The sequence below is a fragment of the Marinilactibacillus sp. GCM10026970 genome, from assembly GCF_042660675.1.
Classification (GTDB): domain Bacteria; phylum Bacillota; class Bacilli; order Lactobacillales; family Carnobacteriaceae_A; genus Marinilactibacillus.
Genome location: NZ_JBHSUL010000031.1, coordinates 242,631 through 256,703 on the forward strand (window position 1 = coordinate 242,631; position 14,073 = coordinate 256,703).

The 14,073-nt window shown below is 35.2% G+C and carries 9 protein-coding genes; 5 read left to right on the forward strand and 4 right to left on the reverse strand.

The features are described 5' to 3' along the window. Positions 1-54: 54 nt before the first annotated feature. The 3 genes from ACFP65_RS10045 to ACFP65_RS10055 form a co-directional block, all read right to left on the reverse strand. Positions 55-1,185, reverse strand: a complete 1,131-nt coding sequence (locus ACFP65_RS10045; RefSeq protein ID WP_379918223.1) for a glycosyltransferase — start codon at positions 1,183-1,185, stop codon at positions 55-57. Between the two features lie 171 nt (positions 1,186-1,356). Further along, the gene (locus ACFP65_RS10050) at positions 1,357-2,169 is read right to left on the reverse strand and encodes an aldo/keto reductase (protein ID WP_379918225.1); all 813 of its coding nucleotides are present in this window, start codon (positions 2,167-2,169) and stop codon (positions 1,357-1,359) included. A gap of 544 nt (positions 2,170-2,713) precedes the next feature. After that, positions 2,714-3,604, reverse strand: coding sequence for an SDR family oxidoreductase (locus ACFP65_RS10055; protein ID WP_379918227.1), 891 nt, complete (start codon positions 3,602-3,604; stop codon positions 2,714-2,716). 543 nt (positions 3,605-4,147) lie between these two features. Between ACFP65_RS10055 and ACFP65_RS10060 the strand changes: the two genes are divergently transcribed. The 3 genes from ACFP65_RS10060 to ACFP65_RS10070 are packed head-to-tail and all read left to right on the forward strand — an operon-like array spanning position 4,148 to position 7,776. Further along, positions 4,148-6,067, forward strand: coding sequence for an Ig-like domain-containing protein (locus ACFP65_RS10060; protein WP_379918229.1), 1,920 nt, complete (start codon positions 4,148-4,150; stop codon positions 6,065-6,067). A 48-nt stretch (positions 6,068-6,115) separates the two neighbouring features. Next, positions 6,116-6,709 carry a WxL domain-containing protein gene (locus ACFP65_RS10065; protein WP_379918231.1) on the forward strand — a complete coding sequence of 198 codons (594 nt, stop codon included), beginning with the start codon at positions 6,116-6,118 and terminating at the stop codon, positions 6,707-6,709. Beyond that, a complete protein-coding gene (locus tag ACFP65_RS10070) occupies positions 6,706-7,776 on the forward strand; it encodes a DUF916 and DUF3324 domain-containing protein (protein WP_379918233.1) in 1,071 nt (356 codons plus the stop codon). Before ACFP65_RS10065 ends, ACFP65_RS10070 begins: the two co-directional genes overlap by 4 nt. Positions 7,777-7,824: 48 nt before the next feature. On the opposite strand, the gene ACFP65_RS10075 is transcribed toward ACFP65_RS10070, so the two are convergent. Continuing rightward, positions 7,825-9,630 (reverse strand): hypothetical protein, encoded by a 1,806-nt coding sequence (locus tag ACFP65_RS10075; protein ID WP_379918235.1) that lies wholly within the window; start codon positions 9,628-9,630, stop codon positions 7,825-7,827. A gap of 272 nt (positions 9,631-9,902) precedes the next feature. Between ACFP65_RS10075 and ACFP65_RS10080 the strand changes: the two genes are divergently transcribed. Then, a complete protein-coding gene (locus tag ACFP65_RS10080; RefSeq protein WP_379918237.1) occupies positions 9,903-12,962 on the forward strand; it encodes a glycoside hydrolase family 2 TIM barrel-domain containing protein in 3,060 nt (1,019 codons plus the stop codon). Positions 12,963-12,986: 24 nt separating this feature from the next. Beyond that, a partial coding sequence (locus tag ACFP65_RS10085) for an ABC transporter substrate-binding protein (protein ID WP_379918315.1) occupies positions 12,987-14,073 on the forward strand: 1,087 nt, incomplete at its 3' end.

The window sequence follows — 14,073 nt, forward strand, 5'->3', positions numbered from 1 at the left end:
ATTCGAGAGGTAAAAGCGTATTATACGGTTAAAAAAGAGTGAGTGTATTGAAGCTTAGGTTTTTGATTCTTTCAAAATTTTTTTAGAAGAGTGTGTTTTCTTTTTAAAGACCCAGTTTTTTTGAATGTAAAATCCAATGCAAAAAATAAGTGAATCAACGACGAGTTTTACGAACCACTCTGTATTGAAAATACTAAGACTTACAATTGTATGAACTAGAAAAGCAGATGCGGACATCTCAAATAAAAATAAAATAGCGTAACGATAAAACGACCTTTTCTTCTTTTTAGTTTTAAAAACCAAGTATTTATTTGAAAGATAATTAAAACAAGCCGAAGATATGCGAGCTAGGATGGTAGCGATAATAATATAATTTATCGGGAAACTAGACTTAAAAAAATAAACTAATATCGTAAATAAAAAGATATCAACCAAAAATGATGCAGATGCTGACAGGGTATATTTTAAAAAGGTAGAATAGATTCTTATAGAATCCGTAATAGGATTAAAATGAGATGATTGATTGTCATCTAGGTAAACTGTTTTTATTGGAACTTCTTTTATATCAATTTGATTCTCTTTAAAAAATAATAACATATTTGTCTCGTATTCGTAGCGTTCACCAGTAACGTTTAATAGAGCATTAAAAGCTGAAGCAGGTATTACTCGTAGTCCTGTCTGTGTATCGCTTAATTTAAGACCATGAAATAATCTTAATGTAGTCTTGGAAAAACTGTTACCTAAGCGACTTCTAAATGGTACAGAATCATTATTAAAGGTTCTACATCCAAGTACTGCCGAATCAGGATGAATCAGAAATTGATTGATACACGATAAAATATCATTTATTTCGTGCTGTCCATCTGCATCAATAGTAATTGCACCTAAGGAAGAGGTTACATGATTTATAATATATTCTAATGCTGTCTTAATAGCTCGTCCTTTACCGCTATTCTTTGAATGACTTAAAATAACACAATTTGGGATGGATTTTATTTCCTCAAATATATAACTTGTATCTTTTGAACTTCCATCGTTTACGATAATAATTTTTATGGTTTTGCTAATTTGCTCTCGAATTTTATGAACGATTTGAGTCAATTGATGGTCTGGATTAAACGAAGGAATAATAATTGGAACTTTTTCGTATTTTAATTGATCTGAGTCGGGAGATAGAGTGTTCATTCCAAGCCACCTTTCTAAAGAGTTGTATTAATATTGACAGTAAGTATATATTCAAAATACTGTTTTTGATCTATAAAAGTCAAACCATATGTTTACTAAGACTCAGTATCATCAGGTTTTGTAAAAAATAAAAAAGCCTGCTGAATTTTCAGCAGGCTCTTCTCTATAAAATTATTTACGAACATCTTCCATTTGCATCAATTGTTTCATATCTTCTTCAGATATTTCAAAATCGACTTCTTTGTTTTGAATAATACGTTCTTCGTGAGTCGATTTAGGAAGAGGTAACGTATCTCTTTCTAAACAATATCTAATTAATAACTGAGCAGGAGTAACTTCATATTTATCAGCTAATGTTTTAATATCATCATTGTTTAAAAGTTCTCCGGTAGCTAGTGGAGAATAAGCTTCAACTACGATATTGTGCTCTTTACAGAAAGCTAATAAATCTTCTTGGTCACGTCCAACGTAAAATGGAATCTGATTTGCCATTGGTACAATATCACAGTTATCTAAAAGAGCTTGGATATCTTTAATCTCAAAGTTAGAAACACCAATCGCTTTGATTTTACCTTCGTTATACAACTGTTCCATTGCTTTCCAAGACTGAATATTCCCTTCAGTACAATCTTTACCCATATCATCCCAAGGCCATGGAGCGTGGATCAAGTACAAATCTAGGTAATCTACATCAAGATTCGTGATTGTTTCATCAAAGGCTTTCAATGTTTCTTCGAAACCTTTGATTTGAGCAGGGAGTTTACTTGTAATAAAAACGTCTTCTCTAGAAATATCAAATGCTTTAATCGCTTTCCCAACATTTTCTTCATTTTGGTAGGCTAACGCTGTATCAATATGCGTATAACCATTTTTTAAAGCCATTGTTACTGAATCAAAGGCTTCATCATTGGGAATTTGCCAAGTACCAAATCCGATTTTTGGTATTTCAACATCATTATGGAACTTAAAGTTTGCATTATTCATAAATTAAACAATCCTCCATTACAATTTTTGACTACGTTTTCTATTTTACAGTAAAATCAAATGTAAGTCTTTACATTTAACTCAATTTAGAAAATATTTACTAAAAAGTAGAAGTAGATGATTTGGGTGATATATTTGTATTTGTCATCGGTGCATAGGGGAGTTCAATAGAGTTGAACCTCTTTTTAAGAAGATAGTTCGACAATAGAACTGTACTGGTTAATGCTTTCAGTAAATATGTATTCAAGGGCTATGTAGAAAGTTCTTTAAACTGAACAAGCAACTCAAATATCTTATGGTTATAAGTACTTTACTATATATTTTATTTGTATGAAATGTATTACTGAATATCTATCTAAATACAAAACGTATCTTTTTCTGGAGTTTTGAAAGAACGATAGTAGTAATGATTCTCCAGCCATTGATTGCAGGTTTTTTGATAAAGCATAATAAAAACTAAGAAAGAATAAATAATAAAATCCGCAAGTATCCTTTACAGATACTTGCGGATTTTTTCATTGCTTAGTAAGTTTAATATTAGAGATTAAGCTAATGGAGTACCACCAGTAATACCAAATATCTGACCAGTAACATAATTTGCTCTTTCAGAAGCTAGATATACGTACATATCAGCTAATTCAGCAGGTTGTCCCGCTCTTTTAAGTGGAACTTGTTTACCAAATTCTGGGATAGCATCTTGTGGTTGACCACCTGAAACTTGTAATGCAGTCCATACAGGCCCTGGAGCAATCGAATTTACACGAATACCTTTAGGTGCGAGTTGTTTTCCTAAACCAATTGTGAATCCTCTAATTGCATACTTAGTAGAAGCATAGTCTAATAAGTTTTCAGATGGATCGTATCCTTGAACTGAAGTTGTTGTAATAATGGAAGCTCCTTCAGATAAGTGAGGGATAGCTGCTTGGATTGACCAGAACATCGAGTAGATATTTGTTTCAAAAGTACTGGTTAATTGTTCTGTGGTAATATCTTCAATATTTGAAACAGCTTGTTGTTTACCAGCAACTAAAGCTAGCACATCAAGTCCACCTAATTCGGAAACAGCTTTTTCTACCATTCCTTTAGAAAACTCTTCGCTTCTTAAATCTCCTGGAATTAATACGGCCTTTTTACCTTCTGCTTCAATTAATTGCTTTACATCATCTGCATCTGATTGTTCTTCTGGAAGATAGTTGATCGCGACATCTGCACCTTCACGAGCGTAGGCAATTGCAGCAGCACGTCCAATACCAGAGTCTCCACCAGTAACTAATATACGTTTACCTTTAAGTTGTCCATTTCCTACATATGAAGTTTCTCCACAATCAGGAACTGGATCCATATCTTTTTGAAGACCTGGAGGTGTTTGAGGTTGTTTCGGAAACTCACCATTGAAATATTGATCTAACGGATTGACATTTTGTTCATTACTCATTTAAAAATCTCTCCCTTAAATTGTAAGATGCTTTTATCATAAACCTAGATTAAACTATCACCAAATAAAAAGGCTCAAGGACTAATATCTATATAATATCGTTTGAATTAGGAGTGTTTAATAGTATTCCAACATATGGGTTTTGTTGAAATAGAATTTATTTTACTGATGAACATCAAACGATTAACCTAAAAAATCAATGAAAGCGATTTTTTTAGGGTTAAGAGAATCTATTTGCTCATGTGAATAAATGAGCGTAAATCGATGCTGGTCTATGATTTTATTCATGTTATAGTATTTTTTTAACAATAACATATATTGTTAAAATTAAATAAAAATCTATTTTTTATAACTAAAATACTAATTAATGGGTTTAGGTGTTGTTAATTTTATAAATATGTCATAAAGTGTTCATAAGAGATATTGTTTGAATAGTTAAATTAATGATAGTATGATGGCTATAATAAATAGATTAGATTAACGAGCAATTTTATATATATCGTTGATCTCATTTAATTAAACTAAATCAATCTGAGAGTTGGGGTGGTTAGGATAGTTAAATTTAAAAAAATCATTATTATTATAAATTTCTTAGTTATTCTGACACTTCTATTACACTTTATCTCACCGGTTATTGCGGAGACACTAAATGGAGTTGATTCTGAAACAGAAATAATGGAAGAAGAGTTTTCAGATATAGAAGAAGATGTTGTTGAAGAGGAAGAGCTTAATCTAGAAACTTCTATAGAACTGGAAAATGATGCTCAAGATCCGGAAGACATTGAAGAAGCCAAAGAATCCGACATAGATGACTTAGATTTAGATGAAGAACAAGAGCCAGAACCAGAACAAGAAGTAGAACAAGAAGTAGAACAAGAAGTAGAAGATCCGGAAGTAGAGTTGGAATTAGAAGAAGATGAAAATCTAATTGAAGAAGATACTGATAATGATGACTTAACGGATGAAGAACAAGATGACTTTGAACGAGAAGAACTTTCTGAGTTAGATAGTGAAGAATTCGAATCTGAAGACGAAGCTTTACTCGAAGAAGACTTTGAATCTGAAGACCAAAGACTTTCTAGCAGACAAGCTGTGATGCAGCAACAAGAGAATGCCAATATATTTTTAACCCAAACCTTAACTGCTGTTTATCTGCCAAACGCCACTAATCCAACTCAGATTCGATTGACGTATGTAGGGAGCGGGATACTGAATGTATTAACCCCTTCTCAAAGAGTGGTCTTTCAGATTCCAGCTGAATTCAGGGGAAGAATTTCAAATTTGAATGCAAATCTTTCTATTCCAGGATTACTTGGTCCCACTGTAACGCCACTTAATGTTGTTTACGATCAAAATATTAATTCAATTCACGTGCCTGTAACTGCTTCTGCGCTGGATATTGGTTTATTGGCAGCCAGAACATATACCGTGACATTTAACATATCCAGTAGGCCTTTTATAACAGGTAATCAATATACGTTCAGGGCTGCTGGGACTACTGGACTGACTGATTTATCTTTAAACACTGGACCTATGCCAACTGCCAGTTTACAAGCGCCAATACCGCCAGTCATCCCGCCATTAACCTTTACGACACCAGTCTATTCTACAGATACGATTGTGCGAGGAAATGTATCCATAGGCAACTCTGCCCGTTTAACGGTTGGTGGTCAAACATTTAATTCAGCTGTCTCCACGGATGGAACATTTGCTATTAATATTGGAACACGGGTGCCAGGAACGGTTATTACAGGAGTTCAAGTTAGTAGACAAAATGGTGTTGATTTATTAAGTACACCTACTACGGTGACCGTCCGGCAAAGACCAAGTCCACCGGTACTAAGTCCGGTATATAGCCAAGATACTATCGTTCGTGGTACAGCGCCGGCTAACACTACTGTTAGAATATTGATCGGGTCAACGGAATACACGGGAACTGTTGCGGCAAACGGAACTTTTGCAGTAAATATTCAAAGTCCAAGACCAGCAGGAACTTCTATAAGTGCCACTACGGTCACGAGTGAACAGTTGATTAGTTTGCCGAGCGGGACTATTGTACTAGAAGCCGCATTGACACTGGTGTCTGTACCTGGATCAATGTCATTTGGAACGCATAGCTTGGAACAAGTAGGCGAGTTAATACCAAGGCAAGAAACTGAATGGGGTATCCAAGTACAAGACACAAGAGCAACTGGTAGCCCATGGTCTTTAAACGCTAGAGTAACTGCACCACTCCAATCAGCTAGTAACACACTCCCTGATGCGCTAGTTTTTTCAGATAGTTCTGGTATTAGGCCATTGACCACAAATTCAATTCAGGTTTTCTCAAGTACAACTACGAGTCGAGATCCTGTAACTGTCAGTTTCGCACCGGATCAAGGACCTCTCATTCAAATTCCACCGGAGGCAAGTGCCGAGACATACAGTACTACAATTATTTGGGAACTTTCAGATACACCTTAATTTAGTATTAACCTATAAAAAAACTACATTCCCTAAGGAGGAAATAGAATGAATTTAAAGAAAAAGATTATTGGCGGTTTAGGATTAGGCTTATTATTAGGAGCAGTGACTCCACTTACGGCAAGTGCGGTGGTAGTTGATACAGGTGAAACAGATGTAACAGTTACTTTTACTGGAGGAGAGCTAGAATTAGTTACAGTACCAGACTTAATTGATTTTGGAACCAACGTTTTGACTGCTGATGAAGAAACATTCACAGGTACAATCGTATCAGATGATGACGGGTTTTTAGAAGTCGCAGATGCTCGAGGAACTGGGGAAGGCTGGCATATTGTTGCTTCGATGACAGGATTTACTGAAGGCGGAGACCCATCATTACCTGGAAGCACAATCACATTTGCCGCTCCAGCTGCAACAACTACGAGTACGATTGCTGATACTGAACCTACTCTTAGCGAAATTGTTATCAGCGAGGATGCAACTGGTGTACCAATTAATGCAGAAGAAGGTGAAGGGTCTGGTAGATGGTTATTTGACTGGACAACTGCTGGCGATATTGAGCTATTCGTACCTGCCGGGGCTGGTACGGAAGGAACACATACAGCGACTATTACTTGGTCATTGGATGATACTCCTTTATGATTCGTTCCAAACGTAATAAACTGATTGGTTGGCTGCTTCTTTTAGGGATTGTGCTATTGGCAGGAAATCCTGAAGCAGCCTCTGCTTCAGAAATTTCAGAAACTGTGAAATTTTCTGTGAGAGCTGTTATCCCGGAAAATCAGCGTGACTTAGATCAGACCTATTTTGATTTGAGTATAGAGCCCGATCAGGAGCAAGTTATTGAAACAGAGATCATGAACAATAGTAATGAAGACATTACAGTAATGGTTAATTTAAATAATGCAGCAACAAATCGTAATGGCGTCATTGTTTACGATGTTGTGGATGCCATTGTCTATTCAGATCACCCCCTTAATACAATTGCTGAATTAGATACATCGGAAATCCAGTTAGAGGCAGGGGAAACAAAATCTGTTTTTGTTGATATTACTGCTCCTAGCGAACCTTTCGATGGTATCATTCTAGGGGGACTGAGATTTCAAGAAAAACGAGAAGATATTCAAGAAGTAGAATCTGATGTTTCAATAAGAAATGATTATGCTTATGTAATAGGCGTTCAACTTTCTCAAAACGAAAATGAACTGGAGCCAAATCTAGAATTAGTGGATGTCGAGCCAGGCTTATCTAACTCAAGAACTGCTGTTATTGCTCAGATCCAAAACATGGAACCTATGATTATGAGAAATATGAATATCAGCGCATCTATTTATGAAAACGAAACGTTGATTCGAAATGCTGAGTTGGAGGATGCTCGCATCGCTCCAGATTCAGTGTTAGATTTTGTCATCGACTGGGAAAACTTTAGAATTGAAGCGGGGGACTATTCGGTTACGTTGACAGCCTCAAATGAGTTAGGTGAATGGACATTCGATGAAAGTTTCACGATAACTGAAGAAGAGGAAGAAGAAGTGAACGAGCAGGCTGTAGTTGCTGTAGAGAATAATTCAAACCAAAATCCTACAAATCAAAATCCTTCAAATATGCTATTTCTTTATATCATTATTGTTGTATTGTTTGTTGTAATGAGTATCATGTTAACTTATATCGTGAAAACAAAAATTAAATTAAAACGTGAACCACATTAAAAAGAAGCGTAGCACAGCCCTAGCTAGATGCTGTACTACGCTTCTTTTTTAGTCCTTTAAATCGATCAATAGATATAGACTTCCTGAATAAGATTCTTTATCGAGGATTTCTATATTTTCTATAATTACAGTCGTAATGGCTTGATCATTTTCTTCGGTGAACGTTAAATCCGTTAACGGTAAATCTTGAATGGTATCGTAAAATTTATAATTTTCTTCTAACATGAAGGAAAGGTTATGACTTATGATGTTTTCATCTCGATTAGTAGTAAGGTCTATTTGGAAGTTGTCTTCCTCTACTGTGACAAGTAAGTTATAACTGATATCTTCGATCTGTAGGGGAGTTGTTTGGATAATAGGTTGTACATACTGATCATACGAAAAAGGGATAATAACTAATTGGTTGCTGCTAGAAATGTCTAATGGAGTCGAGCGATTAGTATTTAATTGTAAACTCGTATATGGAGGATTTAGTGCCCCGTCAACCGTAGACGGTTCATCATATTGAGACTGAAAGCGATCAAAGCCAAAGACAGTTTCAAATTGATCTCCATAATATGCAAAGTCTTCAGGCAACCAGCTGATACGATCTAAAGCATCATAATCCTCAATATAACGTAAACCTTCTATAATCTTTTTTTGATCCTCGGTGCTAATATTTTTATTACTGATGACGCGATCATTTTCCAACATATTATTTTTTTCCAATACAGACTCTACTGATCTTATTTGACTGTTTAAACCTACTGTCACAGCATCTATGGGAGGTATGGACGATAGTGTAGTGAGCACAATAAAAAGAACAGGCACCAGATATTTTTTACGAATAGAAAAACTATATAGTAAACTAGAGATGATTGAAAAAACTCCAAAGAGAATGACATAATAACGACCGGGTGTTAATCCAACTTCTTGCGTTTTAATTATAGAGGCCAATGTCTGAAAAGAAGCTATAACGAGGAATACTTTTGGAAAAATAGATTTAAAATATTTTGTACTTAAAGTATCGAATGTATGAGAAATAAACAAGGTTAAAAAGCCTATGACAGCATAGCTGATGAGTAATGGCTCAAGTAAATTGTCTATCCAGAATTCTCCTGCTAAGTTAGGGACGATATATAACATTAGAATAAGAGTATAAACTGTCAGTAAAGGAATGATTATATAAGAGACTAAAAATCTCAGTAATTTAGGAACGGTTAGTGGTCCGTCAGGTTGATCTGACACATTACCTTCTGATAAGTTATAGTCGGGTACATATGACAAGAAACATATTGGAGCAAATAAGCAGAAAATTATTGTCGCTAGATCTGCAAATATAACATAATCAAGCTCAGCTATCAAAAAGGTATACGTTCCAAATATAATAAAGAATCCAATGACAAGTATAACAGAGTATAGAAGACTTGAGAAAAACGATTTAAAGGCAACAGTGAATGCTAAATCAAAAGATAGAGAGGATTTCTTGATTGTAGGTATCCATATAAAAGCCACGATAGATGCTGCCAGTAGTGCGTCGAACCGCATCATTATAAACCAACTGAAATCAGGATAATGTCTTAGAAAAAAATAATAGTAAGCTAATGTAAACAAAATGGCGATTAGGTGTAGGATGATGCGAGCAAATTGCTTACCTAGATAAAGTTTTTCATACAAAGTTTGACTAACCGCAGTAAGAACGCCTCCGATAGTGAATGCCCAAATTGGACCTTGATGGAAGCTGTAATAATTTAATCGATTCCCTCTAATGACATATAACGATAAAAATAAAAAAAATAAGATTGAAACAGGGTAACGAAAAAATGTATTGCTGAAAGCATTTAATCGATAGAAACTTTTATCTTTAATTTTCATTGAATAAACTCCTTTCTGAAGTCGAAAAACACAAGCTAGGATTATTGATAGCATAATGTATACTTCGGTCATTGACAATCATTTTCATCAGTTTAGACTTAAATTTATAAGTAAAATTTTAGTAAATAAGTAAAATATTTTTCTAAAGCGCTTGCAAATTTTATTTGGATGTTATAAAGTGGTCTTAAGAAGTTGTGCAAAATCTTTATACAACAACAATATAGCCTTTTTTTAATATAGAGTAAATTTAGTAAAGAATTGAGGATTGATGAATGAATAAATACGAAGAGTTTAAAATCCAAGAAACGATTGAATTGAATCGAGAAGCGGAACATGCTTATTTTTTTTCTTACGATAACTTAGATTCAGCTCTAACTTATCAGAACAACTATTCTTCTAAAGTAACTTCATTGAATGGAAGATGGAAGTTCAGATACTCAGAATATCCAAGTGGTATACAGTCTTCATTTCAAGAAAAAGATTTTGACGATACAGAATGGGATTCTATCACAGTACCATCGAACTGGCAAATGGAAGGTTATGAAAATCCACATTATACAAATGTTCAATATCCATTTCCGGTGGATCCTCCAAAGATTCCTTCAAAGAATCCGACAGGTGCTTATAGAAAAATGTTTACCCTTTCAAAAGCTGATATTACTGAAAGAACCATCATCCGATTTGAAGGTGTTGATAGTGCATTTCACCTGTGGGTAAATGGGCACTTCGTAGGCTACGGTACTGGTAGTAGAACAGCTTCCGAGTATGATTTATCAGACTATGTTGTAGAAGGTCAAAACCACTTAGCGGTTAAAGTTTATAAATACAATGCTCAAAGTTATCTTGAAGATCAGGATATGTGGTGGTTAAGCGGAATATTCAGAGATGTACTCTTAATTCGCAAACCATTTGTTTCTATAGATGATATAAGTATACAAACGGATTTAGATGATCAATACAAAGATTCAGAGCTAAATATTCATATTATGATGAGCAATCAAGCAGTTGGATATACAATTGCCTATACATTATTCGATACAGAAAATAATGTAATCGTTTCAGATGAAGAAGCGGTAACTCAAGATATAAGTAAAACTTTCAAAATTAAAAATCCTAAAAAATGGTCGGCAGAAAATCCTTACTTGTACAATTTGATTATAGAATTAAAAGATCATCAAGGAACGATTGTTGAAGTAATTCCTAATCGGGTAGGATTTAGAAAGATCGAATTAAAAGATGGTCTGATTTTGATCAATGGACAACACATTATTTTTAAAGGCGTTAATCGGCATGATTTTCACCCTGAGCTAGGAAGAGCAATACCGGTTGAGACAATGATTGAAGATTTGAATTTGATGAAAGCGCATAATATTAATTCAATTCGAACTTCTCATTATCCAAGTGATCCAGTGTTTTACGACTTATGTGATCAGTACGGTTTTTATGTAATTGATGAAACAGATCTGGAAACTCATGGTTTTGTACTAGTAGATAACTGGAGTCAATTAAGTCAAGATGATTCATGGAAAGCAGCTTATGTAGATCGAATCAAACGGATGGTCGAGAGAGATAAAAATCATCCATCAGTAGTGATTTGGTCGCTTGGAAATGAATCTGGCTTTGGTTCAAATCATCAAGCGATGGCAGATTGGGTTAGATCACATGACCCAACTCGATTGCTACACTATGAAGGTGAAACAAGAGAAATTCTAGAACGTACAAAATATGAACCACAGGAATTGAATCAAACGGCTGATATGTTTTCTACTATGTATACAGATGTAGAGACGATGGAAAAATTAGGTAAGCGAACTGACTTGAAGCAACCGCATATTTTATGTGAATATGCTCATGCTATGGGCAATGGACCAGGTGCTTTCAAAGAATATGTTGATCTATTTTATAACTATCCAAGACTTCAAGGTGGATTCGTGTGGGAATGGATTGATCATGGAATTAAAATTGATAGAGCAGATGGCAAGGAAGCATTTGCTTATGGTGGAGATTTTGGCGAGAAGCCACACGATTCAAATTTTGTGATCGATGGACTAGTTATGCCAAATAGAACACCTTCTCCAGCGCTTTTAGACTATAAAAAAGCTATCCAACCGATTCATGTACGAATTAACAATCTAGAAAAAGGAAAGTTCGAAATTGAAAATCGATATGATTTCATTGACTTATCACATGTTTACGGAATTTGGGAAGTGCAAACGCAAGGAAATATTATAAATAGTGGTGAGTTAGACTTAACTGACATTGCGGCATCTAAGGTTAAGGTAATTGAAATTCCTTTCAATTTGAAGGACATGGAAAAAGATAGTTATGTTACTTTGAAATTTTTACAAAAGTATCCAACCAAATGGGCTGAGGTAGGACATGAAATTGCTTGGGAACAATTCGAGGTTGGAACCCGTGAGAAGAAAGTATTTATTCAAAAAGAACCAAAAAGGGTAACGGTAATAGATGAAGACAACTTTGTTTCTGTATCAGGAGATGACTTCGTATGGAGTATGGATAAACGGACCGGTAGAATCAATCAATACGAGGTTACTGGAGAAGTTATTATTCAAAATGGTCCTAAGCATAACTACTGGAGAGCTCTTACAGATAATGATCGTTTAGGACTTGAAGAATTCGGAACTTTTCCAGTAGTAGATACATGGATAAAAGCCGGTGTAGATCTTATTCAAGAACGCATCAATGGAATTGTTATAAAGCAAACAGATGAAACTTCAGTGAATATAGAAGTTGATTCTACATTGGCGCCTGCTGTTTACAACTGGGGATTCCATGTGAACACAACTTACAGTATCGCCAGCGATGGATCCTTTGATGTTGAAGTTCAAGCTGAAAAATATGGTAAGGGTAGCGAAACATTACCTAAAATTGGAATGCAGATGAATCTATCCAACCAGTTCAATCAAGTGAAATGGTTTGGAAATGGACCAGGTGAATCTTATCCAGATGTCCAATTAGCATCGAGAGTAGGTATTTATGCTAAATCAGTAGACGACCTTTTCACTCCTTACATTATGCCTCAAGAAAATGGAAACCGATCAGAAACCAGATGGGTTGAAATCAGAAATAATAGAGGATGTGGTATAAAAATATCAGGTACACGATTCAATTTCAGTCTCAGATCGTACTCAACGGAGCAGCTAGATCATAAACTTCATCATGTTGAGCTCGAAAAGGAAGACTCGTTGGAGTTGAATATTGATCACCAATTAAATGGTATTGGGTCTGCAAGTTGTGGTCCGGGTGTATTAAATCAATATCAATTACTGAATAAAAGTTATCAATATAGTTATAAAGTTAGCCCAATTTAAAAATAGAATAATGGAGGAATACACATGTTCAATAAAAAGACAGCTTTAACATTAAGTGCTTCAGCATTACTAGTTCTTACAGCTTGTGGTGGTGGAAGTGGAAATGATACAGAAGAAGGCGAAGAGTTAGAAGGCGCTACTGGAGAACCAAACCAATTAACGGTCTGGACTTGGGATCCTAACTTCAATGTTCGTGCACTTGAGATTGCCGAAGAAACTTATAAAGAAGACAACCCTGAATTTGATTTAAACATCGTTGAAAACTCGCAAGATGACGTTATTCAGCGTTTGAATACAAGTTTAAGTTCAGGTGTTGAAACTGGATTACCAAATATTGTGTTCATTGAAGATTATAGAGCGCAAAGTTTCTTGAACTCATATCCAGGTTCATTTGTTCCTTTGGAAGAGTATTATAACTTAGATGATTTTGCTGATTACAAAACAAAAGCTGGTACCTACGAAGGTGAAGTATACAATGTTCCCTTTGACAGTGGTGTAACTGGACTATATGTTAGAACAGATATCTTGGAAGAAGCTGGGTACACACTTGAAGATGTAACAGACATTACTTGGGATGAATATGTTGAAATTGGAATAGATGTTACGGAACAAACAGGTGTCAAATGGATGACCAATGACCATAGTGATTTAGGAATCATTCGTGTCATGATGCAATCTAGTGGTGTATGGCTAACAGAAGAAGATGGTCAAACTCCTTATATTGCCGATAATGAATCTTTGAAATTAGGGTTTGAAACATATAAAGAATTGTTTGATTCTGGAGCGATGAATGTGCACAACGACTGGGATCAGTTCTTACAAGCCTTCAATAATGGAGAAGTCGTTACAGTTCCAACGGGTAACTGGATCACCCCTTCTATTACAGCGGAAGACTCTCAATCAGGCGACTGGGCAATTGCACCGATTCCTCGTCAAACTATCGAAGGATCAGTTAATGCTTCAAACTTAGGTGGTTCTTCAATTTATGTATTAAATATTGACAACAATGAACTAGCTGGAGAATTCCTAGGTGCTACATTTGGTTCAGATGTTGATTTTTACCAAGAGTTGGCTACTCAAATTAATGCCATTAGCGCTTTTGAACCGGCGG